General features: G+C 60.0%; 24 protein-coding genes, 1 other RNA gene, 1 pseudogene and 1 riboswitch. Of the genes and pseudogenes, 17 read left to right on the plus strand and 9 right to left on the minus strand.

What is annotated here, in order from left to right; translation table 11 throughout:
* Positions 1–94 precede the first annotated feature (94 nt).
* The 5 genes from J7394_RS20250 (at position 95) to nrdF (ending at position 6,133) form a co-directional block, all read left to right on the plus strand.
* Positions 95–1,972: a DEAD/DEAH box helicase gene (locus J7394_RS20250; RefSeq protein WP_209255786.1), complete on the plus strand. Its 1,878-nt coding sequence runs from the start codon at positions 95–97 to the stop codon at positions 1,970–1,972.
* 88 nt (positions 1,973–2,060) lie between these two features.
* A riboswitch (cobalamin riboswitch) is annotated at positions 2,061–2,253 on the plus strand.
* An 84-nt stretch (positions 2,254–2,337) separates the two neighbouring features.
* Complete coding sequence (gene nrdH, locus J7394_RS20255; RefSeq protein WP_170460749.1) at positions 2,338–2,559, plus strand: glutaredoxin-like protein NrdH; 222 nt, start codon at positions 2,338–2,340, stop codon at positions 2,557–2,559.
* A 15-nt stretch (positions 2,560–2,574) separates the two neighbouring features.
* A complete protein-coding gene (gene nrdI / locus J7394_RS20260) occupies positions 2,575–2,988 on the plus strand; it encodes a class Ib ribonucleoside-diphosphate reductase assembly flavoprotein NrdI (protein ID WP_209255826.1) in 414 nt (137 codons plus the stop codon).
* The gene (gene nrdE / locus J7394_RS20265) at positions 2,970–5,093 is read left to right on the plus strand and encodes a class 1b ribonucleoside-diphosphate reductase subunit alpha (RefSeq protein WP_209255787.1); all 2,124 of its coding nucleotides are present in this window, start codon (positions 2,970–2,972) and stop codon (positions 5,091–5,093) included. The genes nrdI and nrdE overlap by 19 nt, the downstream gene beginning before the upstream one ends.
* A gap of 68 nt (positions 5,094–5,161) precedes the next feature.
* On the plus strand, positions 5,162–6,133 hold the full coding sequence (gene nrdF / locus J7394_RS20270) for a class 1b ribonucleoside-diphosphate reductase subunit beta (protein ID WP_209255789.1): 972 nt from the start codon (positions 5,162–5,164) through the stop codon (positions 6,131–6,133).
* Positions 6,134–6,264: 131 nt separating this feature from the next.
* On the opposite strand, the gene J7394_RS20275 is transcribed toward nrdF, so the two are convergent.
* Positions 6,265–6,771 (minus strand): hypothetical protein, encoded by a 507-nt coding sequence (locus J7394_RS20275; protein WP_170374852.1) that lies wholly within the window; start codon positions 6,769–6,771, stop codon positions 6,265–6,267.
* A 208-nt stretch (positions 6,772–6,979) separates the two neighbouring features.
* On the minus strand, positions 6,980–7,147 hold the full coding sequence (rpmG, locus tag J7394_RS20280) for a 50S ribosomal protein L33 (RefSeq protein ID WP_037309480.1): 168 nt from the start codon (positions 7,145–7,147) through the stop codon (positions 6,980–6,982).
* 279 nt (positions 7,148–7,426) lie between these two features.
* Here rpmG and J7394_RS20285 point away from each other — a divergent pair, with 279 nt between their 5' ends.
* The 3 genes from J7394_RS20285 (at position 7,427) to J7394_RS20295 (ending at position 9,305) form a co-directional block, all read left to right on the plus strand.
* Positions 7,427–8,062 (plus strand): DUF1326 domain-containing protein, encoded by a 636-nt coding sequence (locus J7394_RS20285; protein ID WP_170643081.1) that lies wholly within the window; start codon positions 7,427–7,429, stop codon positions 8,060–8,062.
* Between the two features lie 12 nt (positions 8,063–8,074).
* Positions 8,075–8,896, plus strand: a complete 822-nt coding sequence (locus tag J7394_RS20290; protein WP_209255791.1) for a DUF2182 domain-containing protein — start codon at positions 8,075–8,077, stop codon at positions 8,894–8,896.
* A gap of 76 nt (positions 8,897–8,972) precedes the next feature.
* Positions 8,973–9,305 (plus strand): GYD domain-containing protein, encoded by a 333-nt coding sequence (locus J7394_RS20295; protein WP_209255793.1) that lies wholly within the window; start codon positions 8,973–8,975, stop codon positions 9,303–9,305.
* Between the two features lie 9 nt (positions 9,306–9,314).
* Here J7394_RS20295 and rnpB read toward each other — a convergent pair.
* From rnpB to gatC, 5 genes are all read right to left on the minus strand, one after another.
* Positions 9,315–9,714, minus strand: an RNA gene (gene rnpB / locus J7394_RS20300) — RNase P RNA component class A.
* Positions 9,715–9,840: 126 nt separating this feature from the next.
* Positions 9,841–10,557, minus strand: coding sequence for an N-acetylmuramoyl-L-alanine amidase (locus tag J7394_RS20305; protein ID WP_247748330.1), 717 nt, complete (start codon positions 10,555–10,557; stop codon positions 9,841–9,843).
* Entirely contained in the window at positions 10,508–11,209 is a 702-nt protein-coding gene (locus tag J7394_RS20310; protein ID WP_209255797.1) for a hypothetical protein, read from the minus strand. Before J7394_RS20310 ends, J7394_RS20305 begins: the two co-directional genes overlap by 50 nt.
* A 38-nt stretch (positions 11,210–11,247) precedes the next feature.
* Positions 11,248–12,735: an Asp-tRNA(Asn)/Glu-tRNA(Gln) amidotransferase subunit GatA gene (gene gatA, locus J7394_RS20315; RefSeq protein ID WP_209255804.1), complete on the minus strand. Its 1,488-nt coding sequence runs from the start codon at positions 12,733–12,735 to the stop codon at positions 11,248–11,250.
* A gap of 3 nt (positions 12,736–12,738) precedes the next feature.
* On the minus strand, positions 12,739–13,026 hold the full coding sequence (gatC, locus tag J7394_RS20320; RefSeq protein WP_170325838.1) for an Asp-tRNA(Asn)/Glu-tRNA(Gln) amidotransferase subunit GatC: 288 nt from the start codon (positions 13,024–13,026) through the stop codon (positions 12,739–12,741).
* Positions 13,027–13,246: 220 nt separating this feature from the next.
* Between gatC and J7394_RS20325 the strand changes: the two genes are divergently transcribed.
* Positions 13,247–13,405, plus strand: coding sequence for a hypothetical protein (locus tag J7394_RS20325; RefSeq protein WP_170460730.1), 159 nt, complete (start codon positions 13,247–13,249; stop codon positions 13,403–13,405).
* Between the two features lie 146 nt (positions 13,406–13,551).
* Positions 13,552–14,115, plus strand: a complete 564-nt coding sequence (locus tag J7394_RS20330) for a DUF4202 domain-containing protein (RefSeq protein ID WP_209255806.1) — start codon at positions 13,552–13,554, stop codon at positions 14,113–14,115.
* On the opposite strand, the gene J7394_RS20335 is transcribed toward J7394_RS20330, so the two are convergent.
* Complete coding sequence (locus J7394_RS20335) at positions 14,106–14,762, minus strand: ceramidase domain-containing protein (protein WP_209255810.1); 657 nt, start codon at positions 14,760–14,762, stop codon at positions 14,106–14,108. The two genes, J7394_RS20330 and J7394_RS20335, sit on opposite strands and share 10 nt — an antisense overlap.
* 58 nt (positions 14,763–14,820) lie before the next feature.
* Here J7394_RS20335 and J7394_RS20340 point away from each other — a divergent pair, with 58 nt between their 5' ends.
* The gene (locus J7394_RS20340) at positions 14,821–15,513 is read left to right on the plus strand and encodes a metal-dependent hydrolase (protein WP_209255812.1); all 693 of its coding nucleotides are present in this window, start codon (positions 14,821–14,823) and stop codon (positions 15,511–15,513) included.
* A pseudogene (locus J7394_RS20345) lies at positions 15,513–16,679 on the plus strand (M24 family metallopeptidase). The gene J7394_RS20340 and the pseudogene J7394_RS20345 overlap by 1 nt, the downstream one beginning before the upstream one ends.
* Here the strand turns inward: J7394_RS20345 and J7394_RS20350 are convergent.
* Positions 16,676–17,128: a nucleoside deaminase gene (locus tag J7394_RS20350; protein WP_209255814.1), complete on the minus strand. Its 453-nt coding sequence runs from the start codon at positions 17,126–17,128 to the stop codon at positions 16,676–16,678. The pseudogene J7394_RS20345 and the gene J7394_RS20350 sit on opposite strands and share 4 nt — an antisense overlap.
* A gap of 61 nt (positions 17,129–17,189) precedes the next feature.
* On the opposite strand from J7394_RS20350, the gene J7394_RS20355 reads away from it, so the two are divergent.
* The 5 genes from J7394_RS20355 to J7394_RS20375 all read left to right on the plus strand — a co-directional run.
* Complete coding sequence (locus tag J7394_RS20355) at positions 17,190–18,005, plus strand: pseudouridine synthase (protein ID WP_371812102.1); 816 nt, start codon at positions 17,190–17,192, stop codon at positions 18,003–18,005.
* A 174-nt stretch (positions 18,006–18,179) separates the two neighbouring features.
* Positions 18,180–19,094, plus strand: coding sequence for a 5-bromo-4-chloroindolyl phosphate hydrolysis family protein (locus tag J7394_RS20360; protein ID WP_209255816.1), 915 nt, complete (start codon positions 18,180–18,182; stop codon positions 19,092–19,094).
* A gap of 33 nt (positions 19,095–19,127) precedes the next feature.
* Complete coding sequence (locus J7394_RS20365) at positions 19,128–20,318, plus strand: toxic anion resistance protein (RefSeq protein WP_170374831.1); 1,191 nt, start codon at positions 19,128–19,130, stop codon at positions 20,316–20,318.
* 12 nt (positions 20,319–20,330) lie between these two features.
* Positions 20,331–21,287 (plus strand): DUF2927 domain-containing protein, encoded by a 957-nt coding sequence (locus J7394_RS20370; RefSeq protein WP_371812103.1) that lies wholly within the window; start codon positions 20,331–20,333, stop codon positions 21,285–21,287.
* 22 nt (positions 21,288–21,309) lie between these two features.
* The coding region (locus J7394_RS20375) for an SPFH domain-containing protein (RefSeq protein WP_209255818.1) at positions 21,310–22,236 on the plus strand (927 nt) is incomplete at its 3' end.

Here is a 22,236-nt window from a genome sequence, read left to right on the forward strand (position 1 = left end):
CATCCGGCGTCCCACTCGGTAAGGAGTGCCCTTCGACGATCATCCGCGTGTAAGACGCTCTGAGGGTGACCGCAGCATCCCAAAGAGCCGAGCTATGAAACAGACACTTCAAGACGCCCTTGATCGCAAAGGGTATGACACGCTGACCCCTGTCCAAACCGCCGTATCCGCGCCCGATTTGGAGGGCCGCGACATGTTGGTTTCAGCACAGACCGGGTCAGGGAAAACTATTGGCTTCGGCCTTGCCATCGCCCCCACCGTACTGGGCGACGTCGATGTATTTGATAAAGCTGGCGCGCCTTTGGCGCTGGTCATTGCACCAACGCGCGAATTGGCGATGCAGGTCAAACGCGAGCTGGCGTGGCTCTATGCGGATGCAGGGGCGTTCATTGCGTCCTGTGTCGGCGGCATGGATATGCGAGACGAGCGGCGGGCGTTGGCCCGTGGTGCGCATATCGTGGTCGCAACACCGGGCCGACTGCGCGACCATATCATGCGCGAGTCGATAGACCTGACCGCCGTGCGCGCCGTGGTTCTGGATGAAGCCGACGAAATGCTCGATCTGGGTTTCCGCGAAGATCTTGAGTTCATTCTGGAACAGACCCCGTCCGAACGTCAGACCCTGCTGTTTTCCGCTACGGTTCCCCGCGCCATCGCCTCCCTCGCCGCCCGCTACCAGCGCGATGCCGAGCGTGTCAGCACCGTCAGCGAGCGCACGCAACATGCCGATATCGAATACCGCGCGATGAATGTGGCCCCGCGCGATGGTGAGAACGCAATCATCAACGTGCTGCGCTTCTACGAGGCCCCCAACGCCATCATCTTCTGCAACACCCGCGCCATGGTCAGCCGCCTGACGGCGCGGCTGTCGAATCGTGGATTCTCGGTCGTAGCCCTGTCCGGAGAGCTGACGCAAAGCGAACGTTCGAACGCGCTGCAAGCCATGCGCGACGGGCGCGCCCGCGTTTGTGTGGCGACCGATGTGGCGGCGCGCGGCATCGACCTGCCGAACCTTGATCTGGTGATCCACGCGGAACTACCGAACAGCCATGAAACGCTGCTGCACCGCTCGGGCCGAACCGGACGCGCCGGGCGGAAAGGCGTCAGCGCGCTGATCGTCCCGCCCGCATCGTTCAAAAAGGCGCAACGCCTGCTGAAATTCGCCAAGCTGACCGCCGATTGGGGGTCTGCGCCGTCAGCCGATGAGGTTCAGGCGCAGGACATGCGGCGGATGTTCAGCTCGGACGATTGGACCGTGGATGTGACCGAGGGCGAAAGTGCTCTGGTCGATGATCTGGTCTCGCGCTTTTCACCGCAGCAACTGGCGGCGGCCTATCTGCGTCAATACGGGCGCAAGCACTCCGCCCCAGAGGAACTGAGCGACGCACAAGATGCCGCGCCAAAGCCGAACGTGCCCTTTGGCCCAAGCGTGTGGTTTTCGCTGTCGGAGGGGCACAACGAAAACGCCTCGCCACGCTATCTGCTGCCCATGCTGTGCAAGGCGGGCAAGATCACCAAAGACGATATCGGCGCGATCCGCATTGCTGACACCGAAAGCTATATCGAGATTCGCGAAAGCAGTGTCGCAGGTTTCCTGAAGGCCATCGGCCCCGAGATGACGGTCGAAGGCTCCAAGATCCTTGTGCAACTGGACGCGCCGCCCGCCTTTGTCGGTGGTGGCCGCAAAGGTCCCAAGCGCGACTTCAAAGGCAAGAAGCGCCCCGAACGCGCTGAACGTCCGGCCCGCGCGGCCGAGCCTCAGCCCGCAAAACCGCGCCGGAAACCGGCCGAGAAGCCCAAGCTAGAGACGCGGCCCAAACCGGATGAGGCCCCCTCGGGCGATCAGCACAAGAAACCAGCGCGCCGCCCCAAAGGCCCGCCTCCGCCCAAAGGCAAGCCAAGCAGCAAGAAAAACCGCGCACGTGCGGTTACGATGAAGGGTGGCAACGCGGTGCCCAAACGGAAAAAATAAACTGCCACAGCGCCCTCGGCAGGTTGTGCAAGCGAAGAAATTCATTTTCTTCGCCACGCTATATGTTGACAACTTACCGCCGCCAACCCCAATATGGTGTTGCTTCGGTTCTTTCGATTCCTGTTGAAAGCTAAGAGGGAAACCGGTGAAAAACCGGCGCTGCCCCCGCAACTGTAAGCGGAGAGTTCGGCTGAATACGCCACTGAAAGCGTGCTTTTGGGAAGGCCAGTCCGAACATCAATCCGCGAGCCAGGAGACCTGCCGCAAGCAAAGAAAGAAAACCGCGAACGGAGGGTTCGGGGGCGTGTTCAGGGGTCATTTTGCCCGCAGCGTCCTCGGCATTCATTAAAAGGACAGAGGACGTCATGAGCATTACCGTATATTCCAAACCCGCATGCGTACAATGCACCGCCACCACCCGCGCGCTGGATGCAAAAGGCATCACCTATGACGTCATCGACCTGACCCAGGACGACAGCGCCATGACCCATGTGACCGAGCTGGGCTATCGTCAGGCCCCTGTCGTTGTGGCGGGCAGTAATCACTGGTCGGGTTTCCGCCCGGACATGATCGCCCAACTGGCCTGACCCATGGCCGCGCCGATCCCGGCGCTGGTCTATTTCTCATCGAAATCCGGAAACACCCACCGCTTTGTCTCGCGGCTGGGCCTGACCTCTTTCCGCATTCCGAACGGGATGGACCCGCTGCCTGACCCCGGACACCCTTATGTGCTGATCAGCCCCACCTATGCCGATGGCGACGGGCGCGGGGCGGTTCCGAAACAGGTGATCCGGTTCCTGAACGACCCGGACAGACGTGCCGGGATCGTTGGGGTGATCGGCACAGGCAACCGCAATTTCGGTGCGACCTACGCTTTGGCCGGTCGCATCATCGCCCAGAAATGCAACGTACCGCTGCTCTACACATTCGAGCTGGCCGGAACAGAGACCGACATCGCCCGCGTCCGCGCCGGGCTGGAAAAACTAGGGAGACACCTATGCTCGACAGCAGCGTAAACGAGCAGGACTATCACGCGTTGAACGCGATGCTGAACCTCTACGATGGTGAGGGTAAGATTCGGTTCGATGCTGATCGTATGGCCGCGCGGCAGTATTTCCTGCAGCATGTCAACCAGAACACCGTGTTCTTCCACTCGCTTGATGAAAAGCTGGGCTATCTGGTGTCCGAGGGCTACTATGAAGAGGCTGTGCTGGACCAGTATTCCAAGAACTTCATGCGCAAGATCTGGGACGCGGCCTATGCCAAGAAGTTCCGGTTCCCGACCTTTCTGGGCGCGTTCAAATATTACACCTCATATACGCTGAAAACCCGTGACGGGCAGCGGTTCCTGGAACGCTATGAGGACCGCGTCGTCATGACCGCGCTGGCGCTGGCGCGCGGCGATGAGGCGCTGGCCCTGTCCTTCATGGAGGAAATCCTCGACGGTCGCTTCCAGCCCGCCACCCCCACCTTCCTGAACGCCGGCAAAGCCTCACGCGGGGAGTTGATCTCATGCTTCCTGCTGCGGCTTGAGGACAACATGGAGAGCATCGGACGCGGCATCAACTCGGCCCTGCAACTGTCCAAGCGCGGCGGAGGTGTGGCGCTGCTGCTGACCAATATCCGCGAGCACGGCGCGCCGATTAAGGGCATTGAGAACCAATCCTCGGGCGTGATCCCGGTGATGAAACTGCTGGAGGACAGCTTCTCTTACGCCAACCAGCTGGGTGCGCGGCAAGGTGCGGGTGCGGTGTATCTGAACGCACACCACCCGGACATCATGCGCTTCCTCGACACCAAACGCGAAAACGCGGATGAGAAAATCCGTATCAAAACGCTGAGCCTTGGCGTGGTGATCCCTGACATCACGTTCGAGCTGGCGAAAAAGAACGCTGATATGTACCTGTTCTCGCCCCATGACGTCGAGAAAGTCTACGGCGTGCCGTTCTCGGAAATTTCGGTGACCGAGAAATATCACGAGATGGTCGATGACAAGCGCATCAGGAAATCCAAGGTCAATGCGCGTGAATTCTTCCAGACCATCGCCGAGATTCAGTTCGAATCCGGTTACCCCTACGTGATGTTCGAAGACACGGTGAACCGGATGAACCCCATTGCGGGCCGGATCAACATGTCGAACCTGTGTTCCGAGATTTTGCAGGTCAATGAAGCGTCCGAGTTCAACGATGACCTTAGCTATTCCCATCTGGGCACGGATATCTCCTGCAACCTCGGCTCGCTGAACATTGCCAAGACGATGGATGGCGGCGATCTGGGTCGTACTGTTGGCGCTGCGATCCGCGCGCTGACGGCGGTGTCCGAGATGTCGGCAATCGACTCGGTCCCCTCGGTGCGTCGGGGCAATGATGAAAGTCACGCGATTGGTCTGGGGCAGATGAACCTGCACGGGTTCCTTGCCCGCGAGCATATCCACTATGGCTCGCCCGAGGGGGTCGAGTTCACGTCCGTGTACTTCGCAACCGTAGCCTACCACGCGATCCGCACCTCTTGCGATCTGGCGCAGGAACGCAAGGCGTCGTTTAAGGGCTTCGAGGACTCCGACTACGCCTCGGGCACCTTCTTCGACAAATACACCACCCGTGACTGGCTGCCCGAAAGCGAGCACGTCAAGGCTCTGTTCGACGGCATGACCCTGCCCACGCGCGACGACTGGGCAGCGTTAAAGGCCGATGTGATGAAACACGGCCTCTATAACCGCAACCTTCAGGCGGTGCCGCCAACCGGATCCATCAGCTATATCAACAACTCGACCTCTTCGATCCACCCCATCGTCTCGAAGATCGAAATCCGTAAAGAGGGCAAGATCGGTCGCGTCTACTATCCGGCGGCTTTCATGAGCAATGACAACCTCGAATACTACCGCGATGCCTATGAGATCGGCCCAGAGGCGCTGATCGACACCTATGCGGCGGCAACCGAACACGTCGATCAGGGCCTGTCTCTGACCCTGTTCTTCCCGGCCGAGGCCACGACCCGCGACATCAACCGCGCGCAGATCTACGCGTGGAAGAAAGGTATTAAAACCATTTATTACGTGCGTCTGCGCCAAGAGGCCCTTGAAGGGACCGAGGTGCAGGGCTGCGTATCCTGCGCACTCTAAATTTATCGCGCAATTTGATCCGAAAACCGGTGCCCACTTTTCGGATTGCGCTTGAGCGGAGAAACGACATGAAAGACATGATCCAAACCAAGATCCCCCGCGCCATCAACTGGAACCGGCTGGAGGATGACAAGGACCTTGAGGTCTGGAACCGCCTGACGGTCAATTTCTGGCTGCCCGAGAAAGTGCCGCTGTCCAACGATATCCAAAGCTGGGCCACGCTGACGGACCATGAAAAGCAGCTGACCATCCGCGTCTTCACTGGCCTGACCCTGCTGGACACGATCCAGAACACGGTCGGTGCCCCTGCCCTGATGCCGGATGCCGTCACTCCGCATGAAGAGGCCGTGCTGACCAACATCGCCTTTATGGAGGCAGTGCACGCGCGCAGCTATTCCTCGATCTTCTCGACGCTCTGTTCGACCAAGGAGATCGATGAGGCGTTCCGCTGGTCCGAGGAAAACCCGCATCTGCAGGCCAAGGCCGAGGCGATCCTTAACACATACGCTCCGGGCAACGATCCGCTGAAACGCAAGATCGCGTCGGTGTTTCTGGAAAGCTTCCTGTTCTATTCCGGCTTCTACCTGCCGATGTACTGGTCCAGCCGCGCCAAGCTGACCAATACCGCCGACCTGATCCGCCTGATCATTCGGGATGAGGCCGTGCATGGTTACTACATCGGCTACAAGTTCCAGCGCGGCTACGAGAAGCTGTCCGAGGCCGAACAGCAGGAGTTGAAGGACTATGCCTTTGGTTTGATGTTCGAGCTCTACGCGATCGAAAACCAATACACCGAAGAACTCTATGACGAGCTCGGCCTGACCGAGGACGTGAAGGTATTCCTCCACTACAACGCCAACAAGGCACTGCAGAACCTCGGGTTCGAAGCCCTTTTTCCGCCGGAAGTGTCCGAGGTGAACCCGGCGATTCTGGCAGCCCTCAGCCCGGATAGCGAGAACCATGATTTCTTCTCGGGCTCCGGCTCCTCCTATGTCATCGGCAAAGCGGTTGCGACCGAGGACGAAGACTGGGATTTCTGATGGCAAAGGACACTCTGACCATCGTGCGGAACTGGCATGGCTAACGCTGCTCTGGTTGGGACGGATGGCTATCGGTTCAAATGAATAGGGCGGGGAGATCCCCGCCCTTTTTCACGTCAACTAACCGCCGGTCAGCTGCAGTTCAACGGCACCGCAAAGCCCGAGCTGCGATCGGATGAGCCCTTGCTGTAGACATCTCCTGCAGGCAGGCAACCGGTAAAGCGTTCGGTTTCTCTACCAAACGCCGCCCCCACAGAGTTATCGACCCGAGTGCTGTTGGAGCGAGTCCGAACGACACCGAATAGGGTGCCGTTCACATTCACCGTGCTCAGATACAGGTTCTGACTGCTTCCCGATAGTTCCACCGCGTTTGCAGGCGACTGACCGCCGTTTTCGATCGCCACACCGGCAATCTTATCGATCCCGACCTTGTCGGATAGGACTGAGACAGTCGGCAATTCCGCAAGCTCGGCCGGGACATTGGTCGCTGGCGGTAAGAAGGCGACGGCTCCCGGAACATCGGACACCGTGCGCGGTTCACCATCAATCCCGGTGAACCCGACACCTTGGCGATTGAAGGGGTCTTCACAAGCCGCGAGGGTCAAAACGGCGATTGTCGGTAGCAAGATTTTTTTCATGGCGGTCAACATTTTGTGGCGATTTGCTAAACCGTAGCGGTAGCGAGATGTAAAAAGCAAGCCGCGGCAGGTGCGAAGGGGCCTGGCGCTGATGCGTCCCTGCAACGGACCTGTTCCCTTCGCATGGCCGCACCAGCGTACGCGTCCGAAAGAAAAAGGGCTCTGACAACTCAGAGCCCTTTTCAAAATGTCCAATTGGAACGGCAGATTACTTAATCTTGCCTTCCTTGTACTCGACATGCTTCCGAACGACCGGGTCGTATTTACGAATGGTCATTTTCTCGGTCATCGTACGCGCGTTTTTCTTGGTCACGTAGAAGTGGCCCGTGCCCGCGGTCGAGTTCAGGCGGATCTTGATTGTCGTCGGCTTCGCCATGGTTATCTCCTGCGTCCGAAAAGGCAGGGCCTTCCGGTTGAATTCCTATGAGCGTGCGCTTTTACCCCGTCGCGCGCCCGAGTCAACCGGATTCCGCAAGTGAGGCGCACAAAAGCTTAGTTGCTAACTCGCACCGGATTTGGCGCTATCACGCTTTCGTGATATGGTCGCTCAATTCGGAAGACCCAAAAGTCGGCGCCAAGCCCGGCCTTCGAGGCATCCATATCAGGCGCGACCCTAAAATGGCAGATTACGTTTAAGCGTGTTTGGGGGTTAATCATGACAGAATGGAAACTGCAGGCCGAAGAGCTGGCCAATTGTAACTGCAACTTCGGCTGCCCTTGCCAGTTCAGTGTTCTACCCACCCATGGAAATTGCGAAGCTGTCGTGGTCTTTGATATCGAGTCCGGCCACTACGGCGACACGGATCTTGCCGGTGTGCGGGCAGCGGGCGTGTATCACTGGCCCGGCCCGATCCATGAAGGCAATGGTCAAATGCAGTTGATCATTGATGAAAGCGCCTCTGCCGATCAGCGCGCTGCCTTGCAGGCGATCATGTCCGGCGAAGACACCGATGAAATGGCGACCATGTGGTACGTCTTCAGCGCGATGGCACCAAAGAAACACGAAACTCTGTACGTTCCGATCGAACTGGACTGGAGCCGCGAGGACCGGACCGGCTATGCGAAAGTAACCGGTGTTTTCGATGTGAAAGTCAGACCGATCCCCAATATCGTGACGGGAGATCCGCATCGTGCGGCGTTCCATCTGCCTAACGGGTTCGAATATCGCACCGCCGAGGCGGCCTCGGGCTCGGCCCAAACCACGGGCGCGGCGATCAGCCTGGCCTTTGATGCGACCCACGCGCATCTGGCGCATCTCAACATCTCAGGACATGGGGTTCTGGGCGCTTAGGCAGGGTGTCCAATGACTGAATCCCCACCACCGAGCCATTTGGTCGATCGGGTGCTTCGGCATGACCGTGGCGTTGTTCTGGTCTGTGTCGCGCTGATCGTTCTGGCGGCCTCGTGGTACACGATTGCCGGGATCGGCATGAACATGACCGCTGTGGACATGACCCGGATGGCCCGCCCGATTGGCAATCCGATGCAGATGGCGACCGAGGTACATTGGACGGTGCCTTATGCCGTGCTGATCTTCCTAATGTGGTGGGTGATGATGATCGCGATGATGACGCCCAGCGCCGCCCCCACTGTTCTGCTGTTCATGGCGTTGAAACGGGTCGGGCCGGACAAGGCCAATACGGCGCCGCTGAGCCTGTTTTTTCTGGCCGGCTATCTGGTGGCCTGGGCCTTGTTCAGTGTGCTGGCGACCGGCGCACAATGGCTGCTGGAAGTGGTTGGGCTGTCCGATGGCCCGATGATGACCATCCGCTCTCGGACGGCGGCCGGGTGCGTTATGATCGCAGCGGGATTGTACCAACTGTCCAGCCTCAAAACCGCCTGTCTGCGCCATTGCCGCAGCCCGGCGCGTTTTCTGGCCGATCACAACAGACCCCACGCCTACGGCGCATTCCGCACCGGCGCGCTGCACGGAGCCTATTGTCTGGGCTGCTGCTGGGCCCTGATGCTGCTGCTGTTCGTGGGCGGCGTGATGAACCTCTATTGGATTGTCGGCATCGCCATTTACGTCGCGTTGGAGAAACTGATGCCGCGCGCCATGTGGCTAGCGCCCGCAACTGGTGTGGTGCTGATCGTTCTTGGCGTCTGGCTGGTGGCCGTGCCTTAGCACATGCCTCGGATCGGATTTCAGGCCTAAGGACCGGCCCAATCAAAGGTCCCTCAACTTCAGTCAGGAGGCATCCATGCCTATTTTTATCACCTATGCATCCTATTCCCAAAAAGGCGTTAAGGGGATGGTTGGCAAACCATCCGATCGGACGGACGCCGTCAAAGCGCTGTTGAAGAAGGTCGGTGCTAAGCTTTTGGCGTTCTACATCACGACGGGGGATAACGACGTGGTTGTCATCAGCGAAGCACCAGACGAGACGGACGCAGTTGCAGTGGGTATGGCGGTTGCCGCCTCGGGCGCGGTATCCAACATAGAAACCGTAAGGGCTTGGAAAGCCAAGGACTTCGTGGCGGTTCAGAAAAAGGCTGCGAAACTGGTCGGGGCCTATACGCCACCCGGCAACTGACAATAGGATACGCGCGGAGGGCCTGTAAGCCGGATCTTGTTCCGGGGTTGCCCCCTTCGATGACCATTCCTCTAGGCCGCGCATTGCTGCACGGCTCAAGCTGCCAACCCGGTCCCTCTCGGCCAAGACGCGCTTAGCGGTGGTATCGGCAGACGCCGACCATCCCGCGCGGGGACCCTATTTGGCATTGCTCCCGGTGGGGCTTGCCTTGCCGCCGCTGTTGCCAGCAGCGCGGTGGGCTCTTACCCCACCGTTTCACCCTTACCTTTGACCGAAGCCGCAGGCGGTCTGATTTCTGTGGCGCTTTCCGTCGGGTTGCCCCGCCCGGGCGTTACCCGGCACCGTTGTCTTGTGGAGTCCGGACTTTCCTCTCGGGTCTTGCGACCCCAGCGGCCATCCGGCCCTCCGCGCAGAGGGGTGGGTATGCTGTGTTCCCGGTCGCGTCAAGGGTGGATAGGGTGGAGGAAGGGGCCAGCCCCTTCTTGGTCTTTGGCCAATTCATCCCCTGGATATTTTTGGCCAGATGAAGAGCGGATCAGGTCTCGCGTGGGGCCGGGCTGAGCGCCTTGAAATCGGCTGGGGAGAGCGGACCGGTGCCCCAAGGGCGGTATCGCAAGCGGATGGCGGCCAGAAGCGTCTCGTTCGGGACATCTGCGGTGAAACCTGCCGCGCGGGCCATTGTGCGGAAGTTGTCGTACGAGATGTCTTCCGGGGCGGTTTGGGTTCCAACTGCGGCGGCCAGCCCCTGACGTTCGAGCCGCTGCCAATCAAACTTTGCTCCGGGGTCGCTTTTTCGGCCGGGGGCCATGTCAGAATGGCCGATCACGCCCTCGGGCGGAATCGCCCAGCGCGACATCATCTGAGGCAGGAGGGTTTCCAGCGTTGCCATTTGCATATCCGAGAAAGGATGTTTGCCGGTATTGTCCAACTCGATCCCGATGGAGCGCGAGTTGATGTCGGTCTGACCGTGCCACTCGCCTACGCCCGCGTGCCATGCACGGTCCTCTTCGCGCACCATCTGCCAGAGTGTGCCGTCAGAACCGATCAAGTAGTGTGCTGAGACCTCGGCTTGTGGGTCGCAGAGGCGCTCCAACGCCGCCTGAGCGCTATCCATCGCGGTGTAGTGCAGGACAATCAGCGTCGGCGTCAGGCCATCGCGGCGGGAGCCGAAATTCGGCGAAGGATGCCAGATCGGCGCAGGCTTAGTTGTTGATGGCACTGCGGAACGGGCTCGGGTCCCAGCTGCAGGCATAGCCGTCGCCATCCGGGTCCAGTCCTTTGCGGTCGCGCTGTGGCCCTCCGTTCGACAGGAAAGCGATCTGGGCCTGATCTGGCGAGGGGAATTGCGCGCAGTTGCGTTGTGCTTTGGCCTGCAGGTTGAACCCCGCGCGGCTGTAAAGCTGGGTGCCCACCGGGTTGGATGTGCTGAGCGCGTATTGCACGATGTTGGGCTGCCCGTCAGTACCGCGTTCAGGAACGGCTGTTGGGGCGACCACTTCGTAGGTCTGGCGGTTCTGTTCGATACGGGCGGCGTCGGATTCGATGCTGCGGCGCTCGGACACGGCTCCGAAATCCTGTTCGTCGGAGATGCCTGTATTGTTGGGCACCGAAGTGACCGTTGGCTGCGCCGAAGTGCTGGCCAAAGCCGCCGCAGTCTGATTGGCAATATCGGCATTGGCACCCGTCGCAACGGTTGCGTTCGATGCCGAACCAGGGGCGCCCAGAGCTTGTTCCGAAACATCCACCGGGGCAAGCAGCGGGTTTACGACACTGCCCTGCCCGGACAGTTGAGCCTCACGCTGGGCCTGATACTCGGGCGTGTTGAAATCGGTTCCGCCAATCGGTGTGACCGTATCACAGGCGGCGATCAGCGAGATCGCCGCGATGAGAGGCAAAGAGCGCATGCTGCGCCTCCGTGTCTGATGTCTTTCAGGCCCGAGGCTTACCACCATTTCGACGGTTTTGCCACAAAACCAGCGGCGTTTTCCAACGCAAAGGCGGTATTGAGCAGGTCGCCTTCTTCCCAGGGCCGACCAATCAGTTGCAGACCCAGCGGCAGCCCTTGTTTATCGAGCCCTGCAGGCACCGAGATCCCCGGCAGACCGGCAAGGTTCACAGTCACGGTGAAGACGTCGTTCAAGTACATTTGAACGGGATCGGCCTCGGTCATCTCGCCTAGACCGAAGGATGCGGACGGGGTAGCCGGGGTCAGAATCGCGTCGACACCCGCGGCGAAGACATCCTCAAAGTCCTTCTTGATCAAGGTACGGACCTTGCGGGCGCGGTTGTAGTAGGCGTCGTAGAAGCCCGCCGACAGCACGTAGGTGCCGACCATCACGCGGCGCTGCACCTCGTGCCCGAAGCCCTCGGCGCGGGTTTTCTCGTACATCTCGGTGATGCCATCGCCCTGCGACAGCTGCGCGCGGCGACCATAACGCACGCCATCATAGCGGGCGAGGTTCGAGGACGCCTCGGCAGGCGCAATCACATAATACGCAGGCAGCGCGTATTTGGTGTGCGGCAGCGAGATATCGACGATCTCGGCCCCTGCAGCCTTCAGCATCTCAGCGCCATCTGCCCAGAGTTTTTCGATCTCGGCAGGCATACCGTCCATGCGGTATTCTTTCGGGATACCGATCTTCTTTCCTTTGATGTCTCCGGTCAGCATCGCTTCGAAATTCGGGACAGCTAGTTCGGCGCTGGTGGAATCCTTGGCGTCATGGCCACACATGGTTTCCAGCATGATCGCCGCGTCGCGCACGTTCTTGGTCATCGGGCCGGCCTGGTCCAGCGAGGAGGCAAAGGCGACGATGCCCCAGCGCGAGCAACGGCCATAAGTCGGCTTGATACCGGTGATGCCAACAAAAGCGGCAGGCTGACGGATCGAACCGCCGGTATCGGTGCCGGTCGCGGCCAGACACAGGTCCGCCGCCACAGCAGACGCCGAGCCACCCGACGAGCCGCCCGGCGTCAGTTGCGCATCATCATTGCCACGGCGCCACGGGCTGACCGCATTGCCATAGACTGATGTCTCGTTGGACGAGCCCATGGCAAATTCGTCCATGTTCAGCTTGCCCAACATTACAGCGCCGGCGTCAGCCAATTGCTGAGACACGGTGGATTCATATTCGGGCTTGAAGCCTTCCAGAATTTTGGATGCCGCCTGCGAGGGCACGCCCTTGGTGCAGAACAGATCCTTGATGCCGATCGGCAGACCACACATCGACGGCGCGTCGCCACCTTTGATCCGCTCATCTGCAGCCTTGGCGCGTTCCAGCGCGATCTCGGGCGTTTTGTGGACAAAAGCGTTCAGCGCGTCGGCGTCATCAATGGCCTTCAGGCAGGATTCGGTCAGTTCGACCGAGGTCACGTCACCCTTGCGCAGCGCATCGCGGGCCTCGGCCAGGCCCAGTTTGTTCAGGTCGCTCATGTCTTACTCCACCACTTTGGGGACTGCGAAAAAGCCTTCGCGCGCATCGGGGGCGTTGGCCAGAACCTTGTCCTGCTGGTTTCCGTCGGTGACCACATCCTCACGACGTTTCAGGCGCATCGGCTCGACCGAGACCATCGGCTCGACGCCTTCGACATCCACTTCGTTCAGTTGCTCGATGAACCCAAGGATGGTGTTGAACTCGGACGCCAGCGCGGGCAGCGCGTCATCCTCGACCTTGATCCGGGCCAGTTTGGCCACCTTGGCGGCGGTGCTTTGGTCAATCGACATCGGAAAACCTCATATGCGTTAGGGGGCATTTACCCGTCCGGGGTCCGGGTCGCAAGAGCGCGATAGGGTCTGCCCTGGCATCATCTGACGCGGTGCCTTTTCCATTTTGCATACCTCCCACGCAAAAAAAGTAAACCGATTAGTTCATTTTTACCCTTGAAAAACTGAACTGAACTGTTCATTTCTATTTCACGGCACAGCCAAAACCCGGAGTAGAGACATGAAACCCTTCCTGATTGCATTTGTAGTGGCCACCACTGTTGTCGCGTCGCAAGCACAGGCGTTTGGCCCGACAATGAATACCCTGACACCTGATCTGACTTTCCCCACACCTGCCCCCGAGGTTGTCAGCCAGGATCAGGTCAAGACAAACAAGTGATAGACCCCCTGCCCCGGGTCGGGCGATAACTGCCCGGCCCGGACGGCAACAAATGACTGCTGCTCTTTTCGGCGCGACCCGCTACGGTAGACCGAGTGATGCGCCGAACCGCAAGGTTGGTTCGGCAAGAACCAACGGAGCAGAAGATGAGCGCGCGCAAGCAAGCCGTTCTGGACGCGATTGATGCGGCCAACAGGCAAGACCCCAACATCGAAGACGGCCAACCGGTCGAGCTGATCTATGGTCAGCGCATGAGCACCGAGATGGACAGGCTGTTCCCTGACGCCTCGGACATGTTGCAGATTGCCGCCCGTGGCCAGCATGTCGAACGCTGGAAGCTAGCGCGAAGTGAATATCCCGAAGGCCGCGCCGGATATCTGGCATGGCGCAAAGCGCAGGGTGTCCATCACGCCGAGGTTGTCATGGGCCTGATGCAACAGGCCGGTTACGACGCGGACGACGTCGACGCGACCGGACGCATGCTACGCAAACAAGGCATCAAGCGCGATGATGAGGTTCAGGCGCTTGAGGATGTCATCTGCTTTGTATTCCTGAAATGGTATTTTGCGCCTTTCGCCGCAAAACACTCGGCCGAAAAGATTCAGAGCATTGTCGAAAAGACCGCCCGGAAGATGTCAGCCGAGGGCCGCGCGCGGGTTCTTCAAGAGTTCGATCTGCCCGAAAACCTGGCTGCTGCGTTTCAGGACTGAGACGCGCGGGTTAGGTGCCTACGATAAACCTCGATCATCCAGCCCAGCATGGTTGCGTTCAGGATGTGCCACATGAAATGTGTGCCCCGCGGAAGCTGCATGCATAGTGGTTCATCCAAAGCGCGGAAGGTGATCGAGGCGATCAGGATAAACGCGCCAATCGCTAGCCCTCGGGCCGTTTCCGGCGTGCGATTGCGCAGCAGAAACGCATAGATCAGGATCAGCAGCGGCACCGGAGCGTATGCGGCGGAGCCCCCCAACCCCGGAACCAGTTGAAACAGCGGCAGGGTCGCGGCGGCATAGGGAATGAAAAGCGCGGTCACCATCGTGGCGGGCAGAGGACGCATCTGCCAGACGTCCCGATTGATCGCAAAGATATAGACCAGAATATACAGAAGGATCGGCGCGACATCGGCCATCGCAGCCCAGACCTGCGCGTGGGTGTGAAACAGATAGCTGCCGATCCCGATCGTGGCGAGAATCAACACTAGTAGCATGGCCAGAGGCATCCCCTGCCCGCGCACCCTGCGCCACATGATGAAAGCTGCGATCAGGAACGCGGCGTTGGTCACCGCGTTGATCGGCTCGGCCCAATAGGCGGGGGTAAGGCGTTCGCAATACCCGTCAATTTCCTGAAACCAATCCATGAACTTTTACATAACGGATGCTAGTGTGATGCCAATAGGCATCGCAGGAGGATTTCTCATGAACATCATTTGGTTGGGCCATGGCAGCTTTCGCATTGAAACCGAAAGTCAGGTGCTGCTGGTCGACCCATGGCTGACCGGCAACCCGTCTCTGCCCGAGGATCAGCATGATGCAGCCGTCGAAGGTGCCACGCATATCCTTCTGACCCACACGCATTTCGACCATGTCGTCGACATCCTGCCTTTGGCCAAACACCTGAAGGTGCCGGTGGTCGGTCAGTACGACCTCATGGGGTATTGGGCCGAGGCCGAAGGGATCGAGACCATCGGCTTCAACAAAGGCGGAACTGTCAATCTGAACGGCATCAAGGTCACGATGGTGCCTGCCTCGCACAGCTCGACCTTCTCGACCCCGGACGGGCTGCGCACCGGTGGCAGTGAGGTCGGGTTCATGATCGCAGCCGAGGGGCGCATGCTCTATGTCTCGGGCGACACCGATGTCATGGCGGATATGGATTGGATGGGGGACTACTACAAACCCGACATCGGCATTCTGTCCGCGGGCGGACATTTCACCATGGATATGAAAGCCACCGCCTATGCCGCCAAACGGTACTTCGACTTCAAAACCGTGATTCCCTGCCACTACAAAACCTTCCCCATACTTGAGCAATCCGCGCAGCCTCTGATCGATGGCCTACCCGGTGTGGACGTGATCGAGCCTGAAGTCATGAAAGCGATCTCTCTCTGATGCCGGCGTCGGATTTCAGCGCGCAGGAATACGCGAACCGTCTGAGTAGGACCCGCGCGGCGATGAACGCGCGCGGGATTGAGACCCTACTGGTGACCGATCCGTCCAACATGGCTTGGCTCACCGGGTATGACGGCTGGAGCTTCTACGTCCCGCAGATGGTGATCCTGCCTGCACAAGGCGCGCCGCTTTGGTGGGGACGCACGCAGGACAAGGCCGGTGCCGCGCAGACCACGTGGTTGGACTCGTCCGACCTGCTGGATTGGCCGGAAGAACATGTCCAACATCCCGATCACCATCCCGTCGACGCTTTGGTTCTCGCGCTGCGCGACCGTGGCTGGACACGAGGGCTGGGTGTGGAGATGGACAATTACTACTACTCCGCCGCCAGCCACCGCATTCTTTAACGCGCTTTCGGTGAAATGATTGACGCCACGGGTCTGGTGAACTGGCAGCGTGCGGTCAAAAGCGACGCCGAGATTGAAATGATGCGCAAGGCGGGCCAGTTAACCGCGCATATGCATGGCGTGCTGCGCGAGGCGTTTCGCGAAGGCCTGCCCAAGAACCAACTTGTCGACCAAGTGCAGGCCGAAGGCATTGCTGGCCTGCCCGGTTTGGCTGGCGACTACCCGGCGATTGTGCCGATTGCACCCTCGGGGCGTGAAGCCTCGGCTTCGCATATCACCTGGAATGACAGGCCATTGACGCGCGGAGAGGCCACCTATTTCGAAATCTCCGACTGCTACCGGCGCTACCACTGCCCGGCCAGCCGCAGCCTGTTTCTGTGTGATCCACCGAGTGACATCCACCGGGCCGAAGCGGCTGTTCTGACGGCGATTGAGGCCACTCTGGCAGCCGCCCGTCCCGGCACCACATGCGAGGAAATCGCCACCTGCGTCTATGACAGCTTCGCCCAAGCCGGATATGAAAAGGCCAACCGTACCGGCTATCCCATCGGCCTCAGCTACCCGCCCGATTGGGGCGAGCGCACGATGAGCCTGCGTCCCGGCGACACCACGGTATTGCAGGAAAACATGACGTTTCACTTGATGCCGGGACTGTGGACTCCGGACTGGGGGCTGGCGATAACCGAGAGCTTTGTGGTGACGCCGGAGGGTGGCCAACCGCTGGCCGATATCCCGCGTGAGATGGTGGTTAAATCCTAACCGCGTTGACTCGCGAAAAAGCGCCTGAGCAAGTCAGACGCTTCGTCAGCGGCGATGCCGTCATAGACCTCGGGCTTGTGATGGGCCTGTGGGTGCGCAAACACCCTTGCACCATGGGCGACCCCGCCTGATTTCGGATCGGATGCCCCATAGTAGATGCGGCGGATACGGGCCGCCGCCAAGGCCGCTGCACACATCGCGCAAGGCTCCAACGTCACATAGAGGTCGTGACCGGGGAGCCGTTCCGAGCCTGCCTCGGCACAGGCGGCGCGCAGCGCCAGTATCTCGGCATGAGCAGTCGGGTCGTTCAGCTCACGCGTGCGATTCCCGGCAGAGGATACAACTCGGCCATCAGGCGCGACGATCACCGCGCCGACGGGAACCTCCCCCCGTTCGGCGGCCGCGCGGGCCTCGGCCAGTGCCTTGTCCATATGTGATTTGAACACCATGCCCCTGACTGCCTCAGAAACCTGCCTTTCGCAAGCGGGCGGGATGGGGTATGGCCCTGCCATGAGCAACACCCCTCCTCCCGGCGACCGGATCGCCAAAGTCCTTGCCCGTGCTGGCGTAGCCTCGCGGCGCGAGGCTGAACGCATGATCGAAGCTGGCCGCGTCAGCGTGAACGGCAAGGCTATCAAAAGCCCTGCCCTGAACGTGACCGGCAAAGACAGGATCACCGTCGACGGCAAACCGGTGTCGGAACCCGAACCTTCACGCCTGTGGCTGTATCACAAGCCGACCGGTCTGGTGACCACGACCAAGGACGAAAAAGGCCGCGCGACGATCTTTGACGAACTGCCGGAAGGCATGCCTCGGGTCATGTCCGTTGGCCGGCTGGACCTGAATTCCGAAGGGCTGCTGCTGCTGACCAATGATGGCGGCATCAAACGTAAGCTGGAGCTTCCCTCAACCGGTTGGCTGCGCAAATACCGCGTTCGGGTGAATGGACGCCCCAAGGACGAGGATTTCGCCCCCCTGCGCAAAGGTCTTGTGATCGAGGGCGAAAGGTTTCAGCCCATGACCGTCTCGCTTGATCGTCAGCAGGGCGCGAATGCCTGGCTGACCATTGGCCTGCGCGAAGGCAAAAACCGCGAGATCCGCCGCGCGATCGAGGATATCGGCTTTACCGTGAACCGCCTGTTGCGTGTGTCTTACGGGCCGTTCCAATTGGGCGACCTGAAACCGGGTGAGGTTGAAGAGGTCCGCCGCCGCGTGATGCGCGATCAGTTGGGTCTGGATGGGGGTGAAAAACCCGAAGGAACAGCGAAACGCGCGACCCGACCGCAGCGAAAACGCCCTCCGATCGGCAAGAAACCCCGCAAGTGATGCGGGTTTGGCAACCTTCCCCCTAGCGCCAAGCCCTCGTATCCCCTAAATTTTCTGTGAGTGCTGCTATTTGGGGGGCTGAATGTCCGGGAGCGGAGTGCAAAAACTGGCCTATGCGGCCCTTCTGGTGCTGCTATTTGGCGTCTGCACCGGCCTGCTTGGGGGTCTGTAGCCATGGCCAAACGGTTCGGTGGTAAATACAGCCCTCAAGGTGAGGACTCGCAAGACAGCCCGCTGCCGCGCGGCCAGTTCGACGGCGCGCGGGTCGAGCCTGCGGGCGCGCGGACGAATATCCTGTTCATTCCCGCCATCCCTCTGGTCTTTTTGTCGCTGAATGACGGCGCGATTGGCATGACCATGGGTCTTGTCGCCGCTGGGCTGCTGACCGCCGCTGCGTTTTTGCTGCGCGAAGGGTTGCGGGCCGAGGCCGCGTACAACGCACGCAAAACCGCGCGTCGCCCAGCCTTCCCTCGCAAGATCTTTGCCAGCGTTCTGACCGGACTTGGGGCTGCGCTCGCGTCCTACCGGACCGAGTTTCTGGACGCTGAGACTGCAGCACAAGCAAGCCTTGTTGCCCCGATCCTGTTTGGTGCCGCCGCCGCGACCCTGCATTCCGTGTCCTTCGGCTTGGACCCCATGAAAAACAAGGGGATGGAGGGCGTCGACACGTTCCAGCAAGACCGTGTCGCCCGCGTCGTCGATGATGCCGAAAAGCATCTGGCCGAGATGACCGATGCGATCAAACGCGCCGGAGATCGCCGGATCGAGGCGCGTGTCGAACGGTTTCAGGATACCGCCCGCGATCTGTTTCGCACGGTCGAAGAAGATCCGCGCGATCTGGCGGGCGCACGGAAGTATCTGACCGTCTACCTGCAGGGCGCACGTGATGCGACCGTCAAGTTCGCGGATGTCTACGCCCGCACCCGCGACGGACAGGCCTTGGCAGACTACACTTCCCTATTGGATGATCTGGAACAGAATTTCGCCGCGCGTACGCGCAAAATGCTATTGGATGACCGTAGTGATTTGACGGTCGAAATCGACGTGCTGCGTGAAAGACTGCAGCGCGAAGGTGTCCGGCTGGACTGACCGGCCCTTTCTATTTGAGCGAGGAACTCCCCTATGTCCGACGAGATCAAGAACAAAGCGGTTGAGGCCGAAACACTGGTACAAGAGGTCACCGCCGTGGCCCTGCCCGAACCGCAGGCCGAGGTCGTCTCGCTTGAAGAGGCTGATGAACCCGTCAGTGCCGAGATCCGCAAGCGCATGGATGAGATCGACATGGGCAACACCAATTCGATCGTCGCCTTCGGCTCGTCCGCGCAGGCCGAATTGCAAGAGATCAGCCAAGCCATGCTGGCGGATGTGCGCAACAAGGATGTTGGCCCTGCAGGCGACAGCCTGCGCAACATCGTCACCACGATCCGGGGGTTCTCGGTCAGTGAGCTGGACGTGCGCCGCGAACGCAGCTGGTGGGAGAAACTGCTGGGCCGTGCCGCGCCCTTCGCAAAGTTCACGGCTCAGTACGAAGAGGTGCAGGGCCAGATCGACCGCATCACAGACGATTTGCTGTCTCACGAACACACTCTTTTGAAAGACATCAAATCGCTGGACCTGCTCTATGAAAAGACGCTGGGGTTCTATGATGAACTGGCGCTTTACATCGCTGCGGGCGAGGAAAAGCTGACCGAGCTGGATAGCCACGACATTCCCGAGAAAGAGGCCGAGGTTCAGGCAGCGCCCGAAGATCAGCAGGTCATGAAAGCGCAGGAGCTGCGCGACATGCGCGCCGCGCGCGACGATCTGGAACGCCGGGTGCATGACCTGAAACTGACCCGGCAGGTGACGATGCAGTCACTGCCCTCAATCCGGTTGGTGCAGGAAAACGACAAATCTCTGGTCACGAAGATCAACTCAACCTTGGTCAACACGGTTCCCCTGTGGGAAACCCAGTTGGCGCAGGCCGTCACCATCCAGCGCAGCGCCGAAGCCGCCGCAGCCGTGCGCGACGCCAATGATCTGACCAACGAGCTTCTGACCTCGAACGCGGCCAACCTGCGCGAGTCGAATAAGATGATCCGCGAAGAGATGGAGCGTGGCGTGTTCGACATCGAAGCCGTCAAACAGGCCAATGCTGATCTGATCGGCACGATCAATGAAAGTCTGGCGATCGCAGACGAAGGCAAAGCCAAACGTGCAGCCGCCGAACAAGAGCTTCAGAAGATGGAGGCCGAACTGCGTGACACACTGGCAGCCGCCAAGGCACGGCGTGACGGGACCGGCGACAACGCCGGAACGGCTGTTCCGGGATAAGGTGGGCTGGGCGTGCGGCCTTTGAGCTGTCTCAAAACGGGCCTAGGTGTTCTGGGGCTTCTAGCGCTTGCGGGGTGCGAAGAGGCGCTGACCTCTTCGGTCGTTCCTCAGGTGCGGCCATCGGCCCCGCCACCCGCAGCGAACGCCTATGTACCGCCATCTGCGGCCAGTCAGGACCTCGCGCGGTTCTATCAACGGATCGAACGGGACCTGCTGACCCGCGGCCTGTTGCGTACCGATGGCGGCGGACCAGACACCCCTTATGACGCCGACGACCTGAGCCGGAACTTTGAGGCCATCGCTTTCTACAGCGAATATCCTGATCACACTGTCTCGCTCGGGTCTCGGCAGACGGATGGGCAACTCAGCCGCTGGTCTGGACCCGTTCGTATTCAGACCGAGTTCGGACCCTCGGTCCTGCCCGCAACACGCACCAGCGACGCGGATCAGGTTCAATCTTATGCTGCGAGGCTTGCCAAACTGACCGGCCACCCGATCTCGACCGTCAGTCGCAAGGCCAATTTCCACGTGTTCTTTGCTGGCAAAGATGACAGCGCCTATGTTGTCACGCGCCTCAAGGAACTGGTGCCCAACATCAGCCAGGCCTCACTGGATTTGGTCGCCAACCCGCGCGCGAGTTTCGACTGTTTTGTGTTTGCTTCGGCCACCCGCAACGATCCGAACAAATATGTGCGCGCGGTGACACTGATCCGGTCGGAACTGCCCGATCTGGTGCGGCGCAGCTGTATTCACGAGGAAATTGCGCAAGGGCTGGGCCTGTCCAATGACAGCCCCGCCGCGCGGCCTTCGATCTTCAACGACGATGACGAGTTTGCTTTGCTGACAAGTCATGATGAGAAACTGCTGACAATGCTCTATGATCCGCGTCTTACGCCCGGAGTGACGGTCGATCAGGCCCGCCCCGTGGTACGGATCATTGCGCGCGAACTGATGGGGCAGCCGCTCTGACCCCAAGGACAGGAGAACCCAAATGGGAATTTTCGATTTTCTGACCGGAGAATTTATCGACGTCATTCACTGGGTCGATGACACCCGAGACACCATGGTCTGGCGGTTCGAACGCGAAGGGCACGAGATCAAGTATGGTGCAAAGCTCACCGTCCGCGAAGGTCAGGCTGCGGTGTTTGTGCACGAAGGGCAGTTGGCGGATGTGTTCACTCCGGGCCTCTATATGCTTGAGACCAACAACATGCCGATCCTGACAACCCTGCAGCACTGGGATCACGGCTTTCAGTCTCCGTTCAAGTCCGAGATCTACTTCGTCAACACGACGCGGTTCAACGATCTGAAATGGGGCACCAAGAACCCGATCATGCTGCGCGATCCCGAATTCGGACCAACCCGCATTCGGGCCTATGGCACCTATACGGTACGGGTGAAGGACCCGGCAAAATTCCTCGTCGAGATCGTGGGAACCGATGGTGAATTCACCATGGATGAGATCAGTTTTCAGGTCCGCAACATCATCGTGCAAGAGTTCAGCCGCGTGATCGCTGGATCCGGTATTCCGGTTCTCGACATGGCTGCGAACACCGCCGATCTGGGCAAACTGATCGCAGCCGAGGTTTCGCCTGTGTTGGATGGCTATGGGTTGGAGATGCCCGAGTTCTACATCGAAAACATCTCGCTGCCGCCTGCGGTAGAGGCCGCGTTGGACAAGCGCACCTCGATGGGGCTGGCGGGTGATCTGGGCAAGTTCACCCAGTATTCCGCCGCCGAGGCGATGACGGCAGCGGCCAACAACCCCGGTCAGGGCGGCGGCATGGGCGCAGGTCTTGGCATGGGAATGGGCATGGCGATGGCCAATCAGATGGCGAACATGGCAGCGGGCCAACCGAGCGGCCCGTGGGGATCGCCCGCCCCCGCTGCCCCGCAACCATCCGCGCATGCGGCCCCG

Source organism: Ruegeria sp. R13_0, from assembly GCF_017743995.1.
Classification (GTDB): domain Bacteria; phylum Pseudomonadota; class Alphaproteobacteria; order Rhodobacterales; family Rhodobacteraceae; genus Ruegeria.

Bases quoted from the DNA above. Each gene is read 5' to 3' on its own strand.
- J7394_RS20250 (WP_209255786.1), top strand. From the start codon at position 95: ATGAAACAGACACTTCAAGACGCCCTTGATCGCAAAGGGTATGACACG.
- nrdH (WP_170460749.1), top strand. From the start codon at position 2,338: ATGAGCATTACCGTATATTCCAAACCCGCATGCGTACAATGCACCGCC.
- nrdE (WP_209255787.1), top strand. From the start codon at position 2,970: ATGCTCGACAGCAGCGTAAACGAGCAGGACTATCACGCGTTGAACGCG.
- nrdF (WP_209255789.1), top strand. From the start codon at position 5,162: ATGAAAGACATGATCCAAACCAAGATCCCCCGCGCCATCAACTGGAAC.
- J7394_RS20275 (WP_170374852.1), bottom strand. From the start codon at position 6,771: ATGAAAAAAATCTTGCTACCGACAATCGCCGTTTTGACCCTCGCGGCT.
- rpmG (WP_037309480.1), bottom strand. From the start codon at position 7,147: ATGGCGAAGCCGACGACAATCAAGATCCGCCTGAACTCGACCGCGGGC.
- J7394_RS20285 (WP_170643081.1), top strand. From the start codon at position 7,427: ATGACAGAATGGAAACTGCAGGCCGAAGAGCTGGCCAATTGTAACTGC.
- J7394_RS20290 (WP_209255791.1), top strand. From the start codon at position 8,075: ATGACTGAATCCCCACCACCGAGCCATTTGGTCGATCGGGTGCTTCGG.
- J7394_RS20295 (WP_209255793.1), top strand. From the start codon at position 8,973: ATGCCTATTTTTATCACCTATGCATCCTATTCCCAAAAAGGCGTTAAG.
- J7394_RS20305 (WP_247748330.1), bottom strand. From the start codon at position 10,557: ATGCCTGCAGCTGGGACCCGAGCCCGTTCCGCAGTGCCATCAACAACT.
- J7394_RS20310 (WP_209255797.1), bottom strand. From the start codon at position 11,209: ATGCGCTCTTTGCCTCTCATCGCGGCGATCTCGCTGATCGCCGCCTGT.
- gatA (WP_209255804.1), bottom strand. From the start codon at position 12,735: ATGAGCGACCTGAACAAACTGGGCCTGGCCGAGGCCCGCGATGCGCTG.
- gatC (WP_170325838.1), bottom strand. From the start codon at position 13,026: ATGTCGATTGACCAAAGCACCGCCGCCAAGGTGGCCAAACTGGCCCGG.
- J7394_RS20325 (WP_170460730.1), top strand. From the start codon at position 13,247: ATGAAACCCTTCCTGATTGCATTTGTAGTGGCCACCACTGTTGTCGCG.
- J7394_RS20330 (WP_209255806.1), top strand. From the start codon at position 13,552: ATGAGCGCGCGCAAGCAAGCCGTTCTGGACGCGATTGATGCGGCCAAC.
- J7394_RS20335 (WP_209255810.1), bottom strand. From the start codon at position 14,762: ATGGATTGGTTTCAGGAAATTGACGGGTATTGCGAACGCCTTACCCCC.
- J7394_RS20340 (WP_209255812.1), top strand. From the start codon at position 14,821: ATGAACATCATTTGGTTGGGCCATGGCAGCTTTCGCATTGAAACCGAA.
- J7394_RS20350 (WP_209255814.1), bottom strand. From the start codon at position 17,128: ATGGTGTTCAAATCACATATGGACAAGGCACTGGCCGAGGCCCGCGCG.
- J7394_RS20355 (WP_371812102.1), top strand. From the start codon at position 17,190: ATGAGCAACACCCCTCCTCCCGGCGACCGGATCGCCAAAGTCCTTGCC.
- J7394_RS20360 (WP_209255816.1), top strand. From the start codon at position 18,180: ATGGCCAAACGGTTCGGTGGTAAATACAGCCCTCAAGGTGAGGACTCG.
- J7394_RS20365 (WP_170374831.1), top strand. From the start codon at position 19,128: ATGTCCGACGAGATCAAGAACAAAGCGGTTGAGGCCGAAACACTGGTA.